General features: G+C 68.9%; 17 protein-coding genes. 9 read left to right on the forward strand and 8 right to left on the reverse strand.

What is annotated here, in order from left to right:
* The first annotated feature begins 191 nt into the window (after positions 1-191).
* Entirely contained in the window at positions 192-755 is a 564-nt protein-coding gene (locus AB0B57_RS10095; protein ID WP_357067387.1) for a dihydrofolate reductase family protein, read from the forward strand.
* 34 nt (positions 756-789) lie between these two features.
* Here the strand turns inward: AB0B57_RS10095 and AB0B57_RS10100 are convergent, their stop codons facing one another.
* Positions 790-1,797 (reverse strand): RNA polymerase subunit sigma-70, encoded by a 1,008-nt coding sequence (locus AB0B57_RS10100; RefSeq protein WP_357067389.1) that lies wholly within the window; start codon positions 1,795-1,797, stop codon positions 790-792.
* A gap of 314 nt (positions 1,798-2,111) precedes the next feature.
* Here AB0B57_RS10100 and AB0B57_RS10105 point away from each other — a divergent pair, with 314 nt between their 5' ends.
* Positions 2,112-2,804: a class I SAM-dependent methyltransferase gene (locus tag AB0B57_RS10105; RefSeq protein WP_357067391.1), complete on the forward strand. Its 693-nt coding sequence runs from the start codon at positions 2,112-2,114 to the stop codon at positions 2,802-2,804.
* Between the two features lie 57 nt (positions 2,805-2,861).
* Here the strand turns inward: AB0B57_RS10105 and AB0B57_RS10110 are convergent, their stop codons facing one another.
* Complete coding sequence (locus tag AB0B57_RS10110; protein WP_357067393.1) at positions 2,862-3,296, reverse strand: nuclear transport factor 2 family protein; 435 nt, start codon at positions 3,294-3,296, stop codon at positions 2,862-2,864.
* A gap of 96 nt (positions 3,297-3,392) precedes the next feature.
* On the opposite strand from AB0B57_RS10110, the gene AB0B57_RS10115 reads away from it, so the two are divergent.
* Positions 3,393-3,995: a TetR family transcriptional regulator gene (locus AB0B57_RS10115; RefSeq protein ID WP_357067395.1), complete on the forward strand. Its 603-nt coding sequence runs from the start codon at positions 3,393-3,395 to the stop codon at positions 3,993-3,995.
* A 181-nt stretch (positions 3,996-4,176) separates the two neighbouring features.
* Here AB0B57_RS10115 and AB0B57_RS10120 read toward each other — a convergent pair whose 3' ends face one another.
* Positions 4,177-4,701, reverse strand: a complete 525-nt coding sequence (locus AB0B57_RS10120) for a MarR family transcriptional regulator (RefSeq protein WP_357067397.1) — start codon at positions 4,699-4,701, stop codon at positions 4,177-4,179.
* A 40-nt stretch (positions 4,702-4,741) separates the two neighbouring features.
* Here AB0B57_RS10120 and AB0B57_RS10125 point away from each other — a divergent pair, with 40 nt between their 5' ends.
* Positions 4,742-5,725 carry an EamA family transporter gene (locus tag AB0B57_RS10125; RefSeq protein WP_357067399.1) on the forward strand — a complete coding sequence of 328 codons (984 nt, stop codon included), beginning with the start codon at positions 4,742-4,744 and terminating at the stop codon, positions 5,723-5,725.
* Between the two features lie 131 nt (positions 5,726-5,856).
* Here the strand turns inward: AB0B57_RS10125 and AB0B57_RS10130 are convergent, their stop codons facing one another.
* Positions 5,857-6,720: an NmrA family NAD(P)-binding protein gene (locus tag AB0B57_RS10130; RefSeq protein ID WP_357067401.1), complete on the reverse strand. Its 864-nt coding sequence runs from the start codon at positions 6,718-6,720 to the stop codon at positions 5,857-5,859.
* 85 nt (positions 6,721-6,805) lie between these two features.
* On the opposite strand from AB0B57_RS10130, the gene AB0B57_RS10135 reads away from it, so the two are divergent.
* Positions 6,806-7,516, forward strand: a complete 711-nt coding sequence (locus AB0B57_RS10135) for a TetR/AcrR family transcriptional regulator (RefSeq protein WP_357067403.1) — start codon at positions 6,806-6,808, stop codon at positions 7,514-7,516.
* 176 nt (positions 7,517-7,692) lie between these two features.
* Complete coding sequence (gene rox, locus AB0B57_RS10140; RefSeq protein ID WP_357067405.1) at positions 7,693-9,156, forward strand: rifampin monooxygenase; 1,464 nt, start codon at positions 7,693-7,695, stop codon at positions 9,154-9,156.
* Positions 9,157-9,282: 126 nt separating this feature from the next.
* Here rox and AB0B57_RS10145 read toward each other — a convergent pair whose 3' ends face one another.
* Positions 9,283-9,951: a DUF899 domain-containing protein gene (locus AB0B57_RS10145; protein ID WP_357067407.1), complete on the reverse strand. Its 669-nt coding sequence runs from the start codon at positions 9,949-9,951 to the stop codon at positions 9,283-9,285.
* Between the two features lie 113 nt (positions 9,952-10,064).
* Here AB0B57_RS10145 and AB0B57_RS10150 point away from each other — a divergent pair, with 113 nt between their 5' ends.
* Positions 10,065-10,526 carry a helix-turn-helix domain-containing protein gene (locus AB0B57_RS10150; protein WP_357067409.1) on the forward strand — a complete coding sequence of 154 codons (462 nt, stop codon included), beginning with the start codon at positions 10,065-10,067 and terminating at the stop codon, positions 10,524-10,526.
* 111 nt (positions 10,527-10,637) lie between these two features.
* On the forward strand, positions 10,638-12,548 hold the full coding sequence (locus tag AB0B57_RS10155; RefSeq protein ID WP_357067411.1) for a prolyl oligopeptidase family serine peptidase: 1,911 nt from the start codon (positions 10,638-10,640) through the stop codon (positions 12,546-12,548).
* An 88-nt stretch (positions 12,549-12,636) separates the two neighbouring features.
* Here AB0B57_RS10155 and AB0B57_RS10160 read toward each other — a convergent pair whose 3' ends face one another.
* Entirely contained in the window at positions 12,637-13,524 is an 888-nt protein-coding gene (locus AB0B57_RS10160; protein ID WP_357067414.1) for a hypothetical protein, read from the reverse strand.
* A 348-nt stretch (positions 13,525-13,872) separates the two neighbouring features.
* Between AB0B57_RS10160 and AB0B57_RS10165 the strand changes: the two genes are divergently transcribed.
* A complete protein-coding gene (locus AB0B57_RS10165; protein WP_357067416.1) occupies positions 13,873-14,553 on the forward strand; it encodes a uridine kinase in 681 nt (226 codons plus the stop codon).
* A 52-nt stretch (positions 14,554-14,605) separates the two neighbouring features.
* Here the strand turns inward: AB0B57_RS10165 and AB0B57_RS10170 are convergent, their stop codons facing one another.
* Positions 14,606-15,292, reverse strand: a complete 687-nt coding sequence (locus AB0B57_RS10170) for a Type 1 glutamine amidotransferase-like domain-containing protein (protein WP_357067875.1) — start codon at positions 15,290-15,292, stop codon at positions 14,606-14,608.
* A gap of 95 nt (positions 15,293-15,387) precedes the next feature.
* The gene (locus AB0B57_RS10175) at positions 15,388-15,981 is read right to left on the reverse strand and encodes a dihydrofolate reductase family protein (protein WP_357067418.1); all 594 of its coding nucleotides are present in this window, start codon (positions 15,979-15,981) and stop codon (positions 15,388-15,390) included.
* Between the last annotated feature and the right edge of the window lie 17 nt (positions 15,982-15,998).

Below are 15,998 nucleotides of genomic sequence, written 5' to 3' on the forward strand. Positions count from 1 at the left end.
GGATTTTTCCTGTCTGCTGGTGACCACGGGTCGTCGGGGCTCCGGCCGGCGTGCGGGCCGGCGTCGGCCGGACCGAGCGGTGGTGACGCCGGCCAGCGCTTCGGCCGTTGCGGGCGCAGGTCGCGCACCGATGAGGTTTGCGCGCCGGGCCCGTCTGTACGTGTGAGATTGACTGACGAGAGGCGAACACGATGCGGAAACTGATCTTCGGTATGAACCTGAGCCTGGACGGCTACATCGCCGCGCCGGGCGACGACCTCGGCTGGAGCGTACCGAGTGACGAGCTGTTCCAGTGGTGGTCCGACCGGGTGGGGGCGACCAGCCTGGCGCTGTACGGGCGCAAACTGTGGGAGGCGATGAGCTCTCACTGGCCCACGGCCGACCAGCAGCCCGGCGTCACACCGGCACAGATCGAGTTCGCCCGCCGCTGGCGGGACATGCCGAAGGTGGTGTTTTCCTCGACGGCCCGCACCGTCGACTGGAACACCCGCCTGGTCATCGGCGACGCGGTCACCGAGATCACCCGGCTCAAGGCCGAAGACGGCGGCCCCATGGACATCTGCGGCGCCACACTTGCCGCAGCGGCCATGCGGGCCGGGCTGATCGATGAGTACGTGCTGCTCACCGCGCCGGTCCTGCTGGGCGGCGGCACGCCGTTCTTCACCGCCCTGGACAACTGGGTGAACCTGAACCTGGTGGAGAGCCGGACGTTTCCCGGTGGCGTGGTGTTGACCCGATACGAGACGAGGCGATGAGCACGGGCCAGGCCCTGGTCGACGACAGGTGTGATCACCGTGTCGGTGGCAGGTCCAGCCATGGTTTGTCGGCGGCGTCGAATCCGGTGAGCTCGGCGATCTTCCCGTCGACGACGTGCAGGACCGCGATGGCGAACAGCCGGTACTCCGGGGCGTCGGGGGCGCGGAGGTACAGCGCGGCGGCAGGCATGCGGTTGACCGTCGTGGGGATACCGCGCCAGTCGTCGTGGCCGCGCTGGAAGAGCCCACCGGAGACCCAGCCGTCCACCGCCGCCTTGGCGGTGGTGGTCACGGTGCCCGGGTCGGGCAGCATCGCGAAGCGCAGGCCGTCGCGCAGGAGGGCTGTCAGCCCGTCGAGGTCGTTGCGCTCATGGGCCCTGATGTACGACGTCACCGCGGCGCGCTCCTCATTCGACAGCTCGTGGGTGGCGGGACTGCGCCAGTCGAGGCGGCGGTCGGGCAGCTGCTCACGCATCGTCACACGAGCCCGCTGCACTGCGCTGGTCACCGATGCGACGGTCAGCTCGAGGGCGTCGGCGGCTGTCGATGCCGGCCAGCCGAGGACGTCGCGCAGGATGAACACCGCCCGCTGCCGCGGCGGCAGGTGCTGGACGGCGACGATGAACGCCAGCTCGATCGTCTCCCGTGCCACCACCGACTCCTGCGGGTCCTCGGGGAGCATCCGGTCGGGGTACGGCTGCAGGTACGGCACCTCGGAGTCGGGGTCCGGCAGCCCGGACGGCACGGGTGTGCGGTCGTTGCGCTTCTCCAGGAAGTCGAGGCAGGCGTTCGTCGCGATCCGGTACAGCCAGGTCCGCAGGGCCGCGTGACCCTTGAACGACTCCCGCTTGTGCCACGCTCGCAGGAACGTCTCCTGCGTCATGTCCTGGGCGTCCTCGTAGTTCGCGAGCATCCGGTAGCAGTGCACCTGCAGCTCACGCCGGTGGCGCTCGGTCAGGAGCGCGAACCGCCCGGAATCCTCCGCGCGGACCGCAGCGATGAACGTGGCCTCGTCGGCGCCCAGCCGTCTGGCGTCGGTCATGGTCGTTAATCCTTTCACCGGTGCGTAAGGGCCAACAGAACCGACGGCGTGGCGGCGGATTTCTCATCGGTGCGCGGCCGGTGCGTTTCATCTCGTCGACGGTCCGGATGACCCGGCAGAGCGGGGCGTGGGCCTTGCTCTGCCGGGCCAGCGGCCGTCGACCATCCGGTCCGCCGCCGCAGGATTGACGGCGCCGGTGATCTCCCAGCGAGCCCGTCAGCCCCGGGCGGCGATGCCGGCCACACGCCGCCGTGGGCCAGCGTTGACGCCGATTCAGGTTGCGGCCCGCGCCAGCACCCGGGCACGCTTCCCGGATGCCCGCAGCCCACGCGTATCACGGCCAGGCCGGTGACGTCTTCGCGGCACACGCCGCCGACGGTCCGCACAACGCCTACACGGACCGGCCGGCCATGCTGTCACTCGCCGGCGACGTCGCCGGTCTCCGGATCCTGGACGCCGGATGCGGCGGCGGCCACTACGCGGCCGAGTTGGTCGGCCGGGGAGCCGAGGTGGTGGCGGTGGACGGCAGCGCGACGCTGGTCCGGCACGCCCGAGCTCTGCTCGGCGATCGCGCCGACGTGCAGCAGCACGACCTGGACGCCCCGCTGGAGTTCGCGGCCGACGCGTCGTTCGACGGGGTCGTCTGCGCGCTGGTACTGCATCACCTGACCGACCGTGTCCGGTTCCTCGGCGAGGTGCGGCGAGTGCTGCGGCCGGGCGGCTGGTTCCTGCTGTCGGCGACACATCCGACCTCGGACTGGCGGTACTTCGGCGGATCGTACTTCGACGAGAGCTGGGTCGAGTTCCCGGTGGGCGACGGGATCGTTGTGCGCTTCCAGCGGATGACCCTCGAGTCCCTGGTGACCGAGGTGCTCGACGCCGGGTTCGTGCTCGAGCGGCTGGTCGAGCCGAGGGCGGTCGAGACGCTACGCACCATCAACCCGGAGCGCTACGAGCGGTTGACCGAGCGCCCGAGCTTCGTCGCCCTGCGCCTACGCCGCCCCTGACGACGCTGGTTGCCACGTGTACGCCACGGTGAGTGCCCAGCGGCGGTTCGGTCTGATTTAGGCGACCCCGCCGGTCGGCGGGGCCGTGACGCTGGCCATCGCCTCGACCAGGGGCAGGGGGTTGATGTAGTCGCGATAGGACATGATCTGCCCGTTGCGGACTCGAATGACCGCGATCACCTTCTGCTCGAACGGCCTGCCGGTGGCGACGACGCTGCCATACACCTCGTACTCCACGATGATGACCTCGGGGTCGGTGGTTTCGTGCAGCATCACGTTGCGGTATTCGTCGAACGTGACGAAGGAGCCGGCTGTCTGCGTGAGGTGACGGCGCACCTCCGCACGCCCCCGCACGCGGCCGGGCACGCCTGGCGGACGGTACGGCCATTCGATGTATCCGTCCGGCGCCATCAATTCCACGAATGTCTCGATGTCGACCTCGCGGCCGGCCTGCAGGACCTTCTCGACGACCGTGCGGGACGAGAATGTCATCGCGACCTCCCAGGTGGCCAGCGTTGGTTGAACAGGCGTTTATTGAACGAGCGTAGAACGAACGAGAAGGCCGGTCAACAACCGTAGAATGACCGGGTGACCGAACCGAGCCCCCGGTTGACGCGAGCCCAGCAACGCCGCCAGACCGAGGACAGCATCCTGACGGCGGCCCGGCAGATGTTCGCCGAACTCGGCTTCGAGCGCACCACGATCCGTGCCGTGGCCAGGGCGGCCGGGGTCGACGCCGGCCTGGTGATGCACTACTACGGCACCAAGGACAACCTCTTCTCCCGCGCCGCCGAGCTGCCCGCCGACGAGCTGCCCAGCGGCGGTGGTGAAGAGATCGTCGACGTCCTGCTCGCCTCGCTCGCCAGCCGCCTGGACGGCGAACCGGTCGCCTCACTCGCGGTCCTGCGTTCCATGCTCACCAACACCGACGCCGCCGAGCGGTACCGAGCCGCCGCCGAGCCCCAGCTCAGCCAGATCATCACCGCGATTCCCACCGAGGACGCCGAACTACGCGCCAGCCTGCTCAGCGCAATCGTCCACGGCGTGATCATCGAGCGTTACCTGCTGCGACTCGGCCGACTCGCGGACGCCTCACCCGGCCGGATCATCGAGCTGCTTCGTCCGTGCTTCCAGACGTTGGCCACGGCCGAGCTGCCGCCGTCACCGGTCCGGCCCGCCGGCGCGAACTGAGCCACGACGACCAGGCAGCGGGGCTTGGCTGGAGGGTGGTGGCCTGGCGGCCCGCTCGGGGGCGCGATCGTGCGCTACCGGCCGATCGCCAGGTCCCTGCACCTCCTGCGTGTGCGAGCCGCCACACCGACTGTAGGCGTGACGGCTCGCGTACCCGCTCGGCCTTTCGGCGCCGGTCGCGTTACCTGCTGTCGGACGGACGCAGATTTTCCACGTGTGAGATCCAGGTGGTGAGCAGTCCCTCAAGTGCCGTGGTCTCGGCGGTCGTCAGCAGGCTCAGCAGGCGGCGTTCGTTGTGCATGTGGTCGGTGAATGCCTGGTCGATCAGTTCGCGACCGGGCTGGGTGAGGGCCACGATCCGGCCGCGCTGGTCGTCGTCGGAACGGCGGCGGGTGACTAGTCCGGCCCGTTCTAGTCGGTCGATTCGCTTCGTCATCGCGCCGGTGGTGACCATGGTGTGTGCGGCGAGTTCGCCGGGCGCGCGCTCATAGGGCTCGCCGACGCGCCGCAGTGCGCACAGAACGTCGAACTCTCCCTCGCTGAGTCCGTAGCGCCCGTAGACGAGGCAGAGTTCTTCGGTGAGATAACCGGCCAGGCGGTGCAGCCGGCCGATCACGCCCTGCGGGGAGATGTCGAGGTCGGGCCGCTCGCGGCGCCAGTCGGCCTGGATGCGGGCCACGCGGTCGGGCGGTTGCGGGTCGTCCATGCACACCAATATAGCTTCCTAAGAAGCTATATTGTCTTCCGTGGAAGCTAATTTGCGGTGGGTGGCCCTGACCGCTGTCGCACCGGTGGCCTGGGGCACGAATTACTACGTCACCCATGAATTCCTGCCACCCGACAGCCCTCTCTACGGAGCGGCCTTGCGGGCGCTGCCCGCCGGCCTCGTTCTGCTGGGTATGTGCAGACAGGGACCGCGCGGTGCGTGGTGGTGGCGTTCCGCAGTGCTCGGGCTGCTCAATGTGAGCGTGTTCTTCGTGCTCGTCTACGCCGCCTCACAGCTCCTCCCGACGAGCATCGCCTCGACCGTCATGGCGGTGTCCCCGCTGGCCATGATGCTCATCGCCTGGACTCTCGTCTCCGAGCGGCCAGGCATCGCGCACCTGGCCGGCGCCGCGATCGGGCTCGGCGGGGTCTGCCTCATGCTGCTCACGGGGACAGGAGGAGTGAGCACGCCGGGAGTCCTCGCCTCGGCCGCGGCCATGCTCGTGTCGGCATTCGGCCACATCCTGACCAAACGGTGGAACGACACCGGTACTGACGTGCTCGCCTCGACCGCCTGGCAACTCACCGCCGGAGGGCTGTTCCTGCTGCCTGTCGCCGCAGCCGTGGAGGGCCCGCCGCCCACACTCTCCGCACCGGCACTGCTCGCGTTCGGCTACGTCACCCTCGTCGCCACCGCGCTGGCCTTCGTCGCCTGGTTCACCGGGCTACGGCACCTGCCCGCGGGGACCGTGGGCCTGGTCGGACTGCTCAACCCTGTCACGGGCGTGCTGCTCGGCACGGCAGTAGCCGGAGATGTGCTGACAGTCCAGCAGGTGTGCGGGCTGGCACTCGTCCTGGTCGGAGTCGTCCTGGGACGGCCCACACCCGCAGGGCGACGCGGTGGTAGTCGGACTCCTCTCCAGCCCGCACCTGACAAGCGCCCCGGTGCCCGTCCACCAGGGTGTGGTCCTGCCCATACGACAGCCGCGCCAGCCCGGTGCCCGGGCACACGTCGCGCGGGCTGACGAGCTGGCCTGGCCCCGGCCCACGTGGGTGACGACACGTCCGGGCGGTCGCTGGCCGGCCATCCGCACGGAGGACGCGGCCGGGCCGTCGACCCCGATCCGCTGAGTCAGCCCCGGCGAGCTCGCGCCCCTCAGGCCTGGGCGGCGATGACGTCGAGCACCGAGCGGACGGACGTCGGGCGGCGCCCGATGAGAGTCTCCAGTGTCGGGTCGGTGACGGCGAACTCGCCGCGGCGCGCCGCACGGTACATGCCGAGGGTGAAGTCGGCTGCCGCCGCCGGGAGGCCCCGCGCGATGGCCTCGGCCCGCCACTGGTCGTCGTCCGGGACGACGCGCCTGATGGTGCGGCCCGTGATGGCACTCAGGACGCCGGCCACCGCTTCGAGGTCGAGCATCTCCGGCGCGGTCAGCGGGGCGGTGACCCCGTCGAGCGCGCCGTCCTCGGTGAGGGCGACGGCCGCCGCCTCGGCCAGGTCGGCGTGTGCGGTCCAGGAGACCGGACCGTCCGCCGGCGCCACGAGCTGACCGGTCTCCAGCGCCGTACCGATGGCGAAGCTGAGAGTGCTCGCGTAGAAGCCGTTGCGCAGCGCGGTGAAGGGGACGCCCAGCCCGGCCAGGTGCTCCTCGGTCGCGGCGTGCGTGAGCTGGGCGGGGAAGAGCGAGTCCCGGGATGCCGCCTGGTGGCTGGTGTAGAGGATGCGCTTGGCTCCGGCGGCGTGGGCGGCGTCGATGGCGGCCAGGTTCGCGGTGACCGCACCGCTGCCGCGGATGGCAGCGGACACGACGAGGACCTTCTCGGCGCCCTCGAAGGCGTGTTGCAACGTGGCCGGTTCGGTGAAGTCTCCGGCGCGGACCCGTACGCCGCGCGCGGCGAGACCCGCGGCCCTGGTCACGTCGCGCACGCTGACGCCCACGGTCTCGGCGGGAACCCGATCGAGGAGCCGATCGACGATCTGGGAGCCGAGCTGACCGGTGGCGCCGGTGATGACGATCATGATGAGCACTCCTTGTTATCGGCGTTAGCGTCGCAACGTTAGCAGCGATAGTCCGAGGATAACAAGTTGCTGTTAGCATTGATTCATGACTCCGGCGCAGGACACGGCAACCCGGGACGACGTACGGCTCGGCATCGTCACGGCAGCCAGCCAACTGCTGCGTGACAAGGGCGCGAACGCGGTGACGACGCGCGCCGTGGCCGAGGCCGCGGGTGTGCAGGCACCCACCATCTACCGCCTCTTCGGTGACAAGGACGGCCTGATCGATGCCGTCGCGGAACACGTCATGGCCACCTACGTCGCTGCCAAGGCGGCTGCCGTCCAAGCCGCCGAGGCTGACCCGGTGGCGGACCTGCGCCACGGGTGGCGGGTGCACGTCGAGTTCGGCCTGGCCAATCCTGAGCTGTACGCCCTCATCGGCACGCGAGGGCGCGGCGGTCCGTCGTCGGCGACGGCCGCGGGCATCGAGGTGCTGCGCATCCGCGTACGACGACTGGCCGCGACCGGCCTGCTGCGGGTCGACGAGCAGCGGGCCCTCATGATGATCCACGCCGCCGGCAACGGCACCATTCTCGCGCTCCTGGCGACGCCCCCGCAGCAGCGCGACAGTGGTCTGAGTGACGCCATGTTCGAGGCCGTGCTCGGCAGCATCCTGGTGAACACCCCGGCGACACCCGACACGACAGTGCGGGCGGTGGCGGTCACCTTCGCCACTGTGGTGCCCGAGCTCCCGGGGCTCAGCGACGCCGAACGCGCGCTCATGACGGAGTGGCTGCACCGCTCGCTGGGAATATGACTCGACGGGCAGGCCGCTCGGCTTGTAGCTTGCAGCTGACCGTGACACCGCCCGAGGAGGTGAGACCCATGAACGCTGTATCGATGTGGGTGCTCCCCCTCCCGTCATGGCCGAGCGACTGACGTAGGTGTCGCCGGGAGCGCCTCGCCACCAAGGCACTCTCGAAAGGCGACACCATGCCTGCTCTGCACGTCCCCGCCGACCGCGCATCCCTGGACTTCGACGTGATCATCGTCGGATGCGGGCCCACCGGTGCCATGCTCGCCGCCGAACTACGGCTGCACGACGTACGGGTCCTCGTTCTGGAGAAGGACACCGAGCCCGCGTCGTTCGTCCGCATCGTCGGTCTGCACATTCGCAGCCTTGAGCTGATGGCGATGCGCGGTCTGTTGGATCGCATCCTCCCGCACGGACGACGGCGTCCGGCCGCCGGCTTCTTCGCCGCCATCGCCAAACCCGAGCCCAAGGGCCTGGATTCCGCGTACGCCTATCTGCTGGGTATTCCGCAGCCGGTCATCGTGAACCTGCTCGAAGAACACGCGATCGCACTGGGTGCGCAGGTCCGGCGCGGTTGCGCGGTCGCCGGTGTCGAGCAGGACGACGAGGGCGTGACCACCACACTGGCCGACGGGGAGCGGCTGCGGTCGCGCTACCTCGTCGGCTGCGACGGCGCGCGCAGCACGGTACGCAAACTGCTCGGTGTCGGCTTCCCCGGCGAGCCCGCTCGGACCGAGACGCTGATGGGCGAGATGGAAGTAGGCGCGCCACCGGAGGAGGTCGCCGCGAAGGTGGCCGAGGTCAGCGAAACGCGTCGCCCCTTCTGGCTCCGGCCCTTCGGCAACGGCGTCTACAGCGTGGTGGTCCCCGCCGCAGGGATCAGCGATCGGGCGGAGCCACCCACCATCGAGGACTTCCAACAACAGTTGCGCGCCATCGCCGGGACCGATTTCGGCGTGCACTCTCCGCGCTGGCTGTCCCGCTTCGGGGATGCCACCCGGCTGGCCGAACGGTATCGGGTCGGGCGGGTGCTGCTGGCCGGCGACGCGGCACACATCCATCCACCCATCGGCGGGCAGGGCCTCAACCTGGGCGTACAGGACGCGGTCAACCTCGGCTGGAAGCTGGCCGCACAGGTCCGGGGCTGGGCGCCGGAGACGCTGCTGGACACCTACCAGGCCGAACGTCATCCGGTCGCCGAGGACGTGCTGGACAACACCCGCGCGCAGGTGGAACTGCTGTCCCCCGAACCGGGCCCACAGGCCGTACGCAGGCTGCTCACCGAACTGATGGACCTCGACGAGGTGAACCGCCATCTGATCGAGAAGATCACCGGGATCGGCATCCGGTACGACTTCGGGACGGGCTCCGACCTGCTCGGCCGCCGCCTGCGCGACATCGCTGTCAAACAGGGCAACCTCTACGGTCTGCTGCACGGCGGCCGGGGCCTGCTGCTGGACCGCACGGAACGCCTGACCCTCGACGGCTGGTCGGACCGGGTCGATCACCTGGCGGATCCCACCGCGGAGCTGGACGTCCCGGGTGTCCTGCTCCGCCCCGATGGTCACGTCGCCTGGGTCGGTGAGGATCAACGGGATCTGGACGAGCACCTCTCCCGCTGGTTCGGCGAGCCCGCCCACTGATCCCAGGCCAGCGGACGGGCTCGGGGCGACGCTCTCGCTCCACTCCGAGCCCGTCCGCTGATGGCACCGCCGGCACGTCAGGCGCGGTTGAACCGCCAGCGGGCTCAGCGACTGGCGTGCCGACTGTCATGACGGAGCGTTTGTCGTGTCGTACTCGTCGTGCAGCCGCCACCACTGGTAGGGCTGGGTCTGCGGCCAGCCTTCCGGCGAGTCCTCCCAGGTCTCCTGGCGGCCGTACGGTGTCAGGTCGAGGAAGGTCCAGTTACTGCCGAGCCGCTCTACGCCCCGGGAGGTGGTGGTGTAGGTGCGGAAGATCCGGTCGTCGACGCGGAGGAAGACGTTCAGCGCGAAACCGTCACCGGTTCCCATGTCGGCGTTGAAGCTGTTGTTCAGCGACGAGTACCAGGGCAGGTCCCAACCCATCCGCCGCCGCAGCGCCAGCAGGTCGTCCAGTGGGCCATGGGACGTCAACGCCAGGGTGACGTCGCGGGCGTTGAGGTGGGCCGGGTGTCCGACATTGTCGGTGAACAACGAGCAGCCGGAGCAGACGGCGTCGCCGCCGTGCCACATGAAGGTGTACACGATGAGCTGGCGGCGCCCTTGGAACAGGTCACTCAAAGTGGCTGACCCGCTCGGGCCCTCGAACACGTAGTCCTGCTCCACCGGCGTCATCGGCAGTCGGCGACGCGCCGCGGCCACTGCGTCGAGCTGGCGGGTGAGTGCCTTTTCCTGGACGCGCAAGGTGTTCACCGCGTCTTGCCAGTCCTCGGTCGCCACGATCGGCGGGTGGTTCATGCGGGCCTCCTTCGTCGTGGGGGACAGGGGCAGTCCGTTCCTTGAGGGGATGGACTGAGGTGACGCTAACAGAGTCAGTTCCTTGAAGGAACTACCTTGCGTATCGTGGTCCCATGCAGCGAACGCAGTTCGGCGCCATGGCATGCTCCATCGCCCGCACCCTCGACGTCATCGGTGAGCCGTGGTCTCCGCTGATCCTGCGGGACGTCTACGCCGGCACGCACCGCTTCGAGCAACTCCAGCGAGGCCTCGGCATGTCCCGCAAGGTGCTCGCCGAGCGGCTGAACTGGCTTGTCGAACAGGGCGTCCTGACCCGACGTGAGTATTCTGCCCGGCCGGTCCGGCACGAATACCTGCTCACCGACAAGGGCACGGAGCTGTGTGACCTGCTGCTCGTCATGGTGCGGTGGGGTGACCGGTGGACGGCGGGCGACGCCGGCCCGCCGGTGCTCTACCGCCACCACGCCTGCGGCAAGATCAGCCACGTGGAACTACGGTGCTCGGAGTGCGAACAGCCGATGCGGGCCACGGACATCGATCTGCTGCCCGGGCCGGGTGCCCACCCAGGATCCTGACCACCGGATCGTCCAACACCGCCGAGGTCGACGTACGGAGCGCTGAGGCACGTGCCCTCGAACCGGCACCGCAGCGCTCGCATGTTCTGTCGATGCTGACAGACTGAACGCATGACGGGTCTGACCGCCGAGCTCGTGGTCGACGGTCGTGCCCCGCAGGCCCCGACGCTCGCCCCGAACGGGCGCCTGCTCTGCTACGTTCTCGCACCCCTCAGTCGGACCGATGACCACCTCGACACCGAACTGTGGCTCGTCGACACCGATGGCACCGTCGCGTCGCGCCGGGCGACCGCCGACACCGCAACCGAGTCCCGGCCACGCTGGTCGGCCGACTCGGCGACGCTGTTCTTCCTGTCCGACCGCGCCGACCGTGGCACCCCGCAGCTGCACGGGCTCACCCTCGCCGACGCCAGGACGACCACGTTGACCAGTTGGCGCGCCGGCATCATCGATTACCTGCCGCTGACCGACCCCAACCTGGTCGCGCTGCTCGCCGAGGACGAACCCACCGAGCAGGACGCGCGCCGCGCCCGCGACCGTGACGACGCCGTCGTGGTCGGCGAGCGCGAACCGTGTGCCCGGTTGCGGCTACTCGACCTGCGCACCGGCCGGATCACCACCCCGAACGTGTTCGCCGACCGGCACGTCGTGGAGCTGCGACAACGTCCCGACGGCGGCCCACTCGCCGTGTTGACCGCAGCCAGCGCCGACAACGACTACGGCCCGCGTACCGGCCAACTGCACCTGTTCGACCCCACGACCGGCACTGCGCAGGCCCTCGGGCCGGTCGCGGCAGACGCGCGCTCACTGGTCTGGTGGCCGAGTGAGGACGGTTGGCACCTCGGTTACCTCGCGCTCACCCCACCGGCGCTACAGGCCGGCACCGCCGCGTTCGACCTGGCCGTGGACAGCCGCGTCCTGCGCAACCGTACGGCTGGTCTTGCGATGTGCCCCACCGAACTCTGCCAGACCGGAGCCGCCCCGCTGGTGGTGTTCGCCGACGGCCTGGACACGACCCTGGCCCGGCTCGATCCCACCGACTTCACGACCCTGTCGCGGCACACCGGACGCCTCGACAACCTCAGCACCACGCCCACCGGCGAAGAAATCGCGGTACTCACCGGCACCCGCTACCAACCCCCGAACGTCCACCTCGGAGCGCCAACCGGGCCGCTGCGCAGGATCACCAACACCCGCCCGGAACTGGACGGTGTCGTACTCGGCACGCAACAACCGCTGACCTACCGCGCCGCCGACGGCCTCGACCTGGACGGCCTGCTCGTCCTGCCGGTCGGAAGAACCGCGTCGGACGGCCCGTTCCCGCTGGTCACGATCGCGCACGGCGGCCCGTACGAGCGGTACGCCGATCGTTGCCAGTTGTTCTGGTTTCCCAGCGCGCAGTGGCTGGCCGCCGCCGGCTACGCGGTGTTCCTGCCCAACCCGCGCGGCGGCCAAGGCCATGGTCACGAGTTCGCCGCAGGTGTCGCCGGCCGGGTTGGACAGCAGGAGTGGACCGACATCCTGACCGGCGTCGACCTGCTCGTCGCCGAGGGCATCGCCGACCCCGACCGGCTGGGCATCGCCGGTTGGAGCCACGGCGGTTTCCTGTCCGCGTGGGGCATCGCGCAGAGCGACCGCTTCCGCGCCGCGCTGGTCGGCGCCGGCGTCGTCGACTGGGGGATGCTCGCCGCGACCGGGGAGAACGGCCAGTTCGAGGCCGCGCTCGGTGGCAGCACCGGCTGGTCCGGCGTCGGCCCCCACCCGCACGACGCGGTCAGCCCGATCTCCTTCGCCAGCCGCATCCGTACTCCGGTGCTCATCCTGCACGGTGCCGAGGACACCAACGTTCCCCTCGGCCAGGCCGTGTACCTGCACCGGGCGCTGCGCCACTTCGACGTCGAGCACGAGTTCGTGGTCTACCCGAGAGAGGGCCACTCGATCCGGGAACGCCAGCACCAACTCGACGTTCTGCGCCGGACCCGCGCCTGGTTCGATCGCTGGCTGCGGCCTGCCACCACCTGACCCAGCTCAACCGGTACGCAAACCATGACGGGTCGTCGGGCGCTTGCAGCAGGCTGGGCGGGGTGCAGTCGCGTCGCCCGCACAGCTGTCACGATGCGAGCAGGTCAAAGTGAACGCCGACGATGAACAGTAGTAACGCCAGCAGCCTGAGCCTTCGGAACGGCTGAGAGTCGGCAGACCCGGTCATCTCCTGTCTGAGGCCCTGCTCCAGCCGGCCACGCAGGCGGTGCCACTGCGTTATCCCCCACAGCCGTACCTGGAAGGGGAGCCACATGAGCGGGATGATGCCGATCCCGACCACAGCCAACAGCGGAGCCTGTGCCACGCCGCCGATCAGCACAAGAGCAAACCCGATGACAATCCAGCCGAAGCTGCCGCCGGCCTCGGTCACGTCAGCGTCAGCGATCAGATGGCGTTGGGATGGCGGAAGCTGCTCGGTCAGCAGTTGATCTGTAGCGCGCCTCAGATACATCTGTTGCGTCGAGCACGGCGATTCGTGTTGATCGGAACACGGGTGTTCGTCCGCGGCCTGGTCGATGATCCGGCGATGGTGGTCTCGGTACGCGTCCAGCGTCAGGTTGAGGCCTCTCGGTACCCGAGCCGGCGGCACCCGCACCACGCTGAATGTGACCGATGCCCGCGTCCGTCCCTGCGCGTGGATCGTAACGATGAAGAAGTCCGCGCGGATCTCGGCGCGTCGGATCATGATCCGACGGAGTTGTCGGCGCCGACCGCCACGGGTTATAGCAAGGCGTGCCCGTCTCCCTGCGGAGTCACGGCGAGCCCGTAACCAGTTGGGGCTCAACAGATCGACAATGGCGACCAGCGCCGCCGCGAACTGCAGGACCTTGCCCAGCCGTCCCCACCAGAACATGGTGTGTCCCCAGAGGGAGAGGCCGCTCGTCGGCTTCCCGGCCAGCCAGGTGGCAACGACATCGAGGTAGCCACTCATGGTTCCCTCGACCGACGTGGGCATGGCCACATGGTGGCATCCGCTGACCACGGCAGAGAAGACCTGCCGAGCCGGTCGAGCTTGGTGACCAGTTGGGCGCCGGCCCCGGTGACACGCGTCCTACCAACACCCGACTCACAGCCGCCGTTCGTGCCGATTACCAAATTGCCGGTAACAGTAATTCGATAATGCCCCGGTACAAATAGGACGAAACATCACTACATCATAATGACAGTTCTTGTGCGTAATGGATCAGCCTGGTGTGATTGTGGTCGGTCGCCGCTTGCCCTGCCCCGACAGACGTGGTCTGCCAGAATGACTTCCTCGATCCGTGGGGCGTGTTGAGCTTCCGGTCAGGGATGGAGGAATGGCGTGGGCGTCGTGCGGGCGCAGTTGCTTGACGATGTTGCCGGCATGGTTCCGACGTTCCCCGCGCCGCAGTGCGTACGGGTGGCCGTCGACGGGGTCGACGGGGTGGGTAAGTCGACGTTCGCTGGCGAGTGGGCCGCGTCGCTGAGCGGCCGGGGCCGTGACGTCGTGCACGTGTCGGCGGACGACTTTCATCACCGTCGGGCTGTGCGGCATCGCCGGGGCCGGGATTCGCCGGAAGGCTTCTGGCTCGACAGCTACGACCAGGAAGCCCTCATCCACAACGTGCTGGAGCCGTTCGGCCCCGGGGGCTCACGCCGTTACCGCCCTGCTGTCCACGATCTTCGGACCGACGAGGTTCTGGATCCTGCATGGCGGACCGCGGCGCCCGGCACCGTACTCATCGTCGACGGGCTGTTCCTGCACCGCGACGAGCTGGTGGAGTTCTGGGACTTCTCCGTCTTTCTCGACGCGCCGTTCGCGGTCACCGTGGCCCGGATGGCCGGACGCGACGGCTCGCACCCGGATCCCGACCATCCCAGCGTCGGCCGCTACGTCGGCGGCCAGCGGCTGTACTTCGCCGCCTGTACGCCGCACGAACGCGCGCACGTCGTCATCGACAACCAGGACGTGACCCGACCGGTCCTCACCAAGGTTGACCTCGGCCGACGAGGATCGAGATGAGCGAGAATGGGCCCACCCGGTAGGGGCTGGCTCGGCTGAAGGGACGTCTCGGTCAGGGATTGATCAGTTTCCAGTCGCCTTCGGAGACGACCTCAACTGTGCCATCGACCACCTTGACGGCGGTGTTGTCGTCGATGGCGTAGGTCGGGACCGGGATTCCGGACGCCCACTTCTGGATGGTGGGCAGGTCCGTATCCTCCATGTCCGGGTGATTGAGGTGGGGGTACAGCGTGAAATCCACAAGCCCCAACGCCCGTTCGGCACCCTGCGCCATGTCACTGCCGTCAGGGACGAATCCGAGGTCGAAGTCGGCGTCGCAGTTGTACGGGGTGACCGCGATGCTTCCGGCGCTGACCCCCACGTAGACCGTGTCACTCAGCGACGGCAGGAGGTCGGCCAGGCCCGACTGGCGCAGCCAGTAGGTCAGGTACAGCACGTCGCCGCCCCAGACCAGGAGGGCATCGGCCTCCCGGACCGCCGGGACCCAGTTCTCTTGTCGAATGGTTGGCAGCGCGGTGAGCTCCAGAATCCCCAGGGATTTCCAACCGAGCTGGGACAGCGGGATCGAAGCCCGGCCGTGGATCGCCCTCCACGCCCGCTCGGCTCCACCGGGGAAGGGGTAGACACCGGTGGGGACGAACAGGGCCGTGGCCTCGGCGATCGGCTTGCCCAGCAGGTCGACGAGCGCGTTGGAGATGCTCGGGTTGCAGATGCCCGACGACGTGAGAAGAAACTTCATCGAATCCGCTCTCCTGAAGGCCACCACCTGACCGCGATCATGCTGCCCGTGCGAACCAGCATCCCAGGCCGTCAACCCGAGCGACAATCGCTGGATCATCCGCTGGCGGCCGTCCGCACCGGATAGCGCAGGTGAAGCACCCGATTGCCCTGGATCACCACGTCCGGATCCTCCAACAGGTGCTGCGCGTCGACCGACCCGAAGTAGCGCTTGCCAGACCCGAACACGACGGGTACGACGTCCATGCGCACCTCGTCGACCAGGCCCGCGGCCAGCACCTGGCCACCGACATCGCCAGCGGCGACCTCGACGATGCGGTCACCCGCGAGCTCCCGCGCCTTGGCCACGGCTGCCTCGACGCCGTCGACGAAGTGAAACGGCGCCTCGGGATCCCAGCCCTCGGGCTGCGGCCGGTGCGTCACGACGACCACGTGGTCGATCCCGCTCGGCGGCTTCCCGTCCCAGCCGTCCGTCATGTCGAAGACGTGGCGGCCGGCGATCGTGACTCCGATCTGGTCCCAGTACGGCCGGGTGTAGTCGTAGGACGTCTGCGACACCGTCAACGCGCCGCTCTCGTCCAACGGGACGTCACCGCTGGACAACCAGTCGAACAGCGGCCCGGGCTGGTCATTCTCGTCGGCGATGAAGCCGTCCACCGACACCGAGCCGTACATGACCACCTTGCCCACGGGGCTCTCCTCTGCTC

The sequence above is a fragment of the Micromonospora sp. NPDC049101 genome (assembly GCF_040648675.1).
In the GTDB taxonomy this organism is placed as follows: domain Bacteria; phylum Actinomycetota; class Actinomycetes; order Mycobacteriales; family Micromonosporaceae; genus Micromonospora.

Bases quoted from the DNA above. Each gene is read 5' to 3' on its own strand.
- AB0B57_RS10170 (WP_357067875.1), bottom strand. From the start codon at position 15,292: ATGAAGTTTCTTCTCACGTCGTCGGGCATCTGCAACCCGAGCATCTCC.
- rox (WP_357067405.1), top strand. From the start codon at position 7,693: ATGCCTGCTCTGCACGTCCCCGCCGACCGCGCATCCCTGGACTTCGAC.
- AB0B57_RS10100 (WP_357067389.1), bottom strand. From the start codon at position 1,797: ATGACCGACGCCAGACGGCTGGGCGCCGACGAGGCCACGTTCATCGCT.
- AB0B57_RS10105 (WP_357067391.1), top strand. From the start codon at position 2,112: ATGCCCGCAGCCCACGCGTATCACGGCCAGGCCGGTGACGTCTTCGCG.
- AB0B57_RS10130 (WP_357067401.1), bottom strand. From the start codon at position 6,720: ATGATCGTCATCACCGGCGCCACCGGTCAGCTCGGCTCCCAGATCGTC.
- AB0B57_RS10145 (WP_357067407.1), bottom strand. From the start codon at position 9,951: ATGAACCACCCGCCGATCGTGGCGACCGAGGACTGGCAAGACGCGGTG.
- AB0B57_RS10155 (WP_357067411.1), top strand. From the start codon at position 10,638: ATGACGGGTCTGACCGCCGAGCTCGTGGTCGACGGTCGTGCCCCGCAG.
- AB0B57_RS10160 (WP_357067414.1), bottom strand. From the start codon at position 13,524: ATGCCCACGTCGGTCGAGGGAACCATGAGTGGCTACCTCGATGTCGTT.
- AB0B57_RS10095 (WP_357067387.1), top strand. From the start codon at position 192: ATGCGGAAACTGATCTTCGGTATGAACCTGAGCCTGGACGGCTACATC.
- AB0B57_RS10150 (WP_357067409.1), top strand. From the start codon at position 10,065: ATGCAGCGAACGCAGTTCGGCGCCATGGCATGCTCCATCGCCCGCACC.
- AB0B57_RS10110 (WP_357067393.1), bottom strand. From the start codon at position 3,296: ATGACATTCTCGTCCCGCACGGTCGTCGAGAAGGTCCTGCAGGCCGGC.
- AB0B57_RS10135 (WP_357067403.1), top strand. From the start codon at position 6,806: ATGACTCCGGCGCAGGACACGGCAACCCGGGACGACGTACGGCTCGGC.
- AB0B57_RS10120 (WP_357067397.1), bottom strand. From the start codon at position 4,701: ATGGACGACCCGCAACCGCCCGACCGCGTGGCCCGCATCCAGGCCGAC.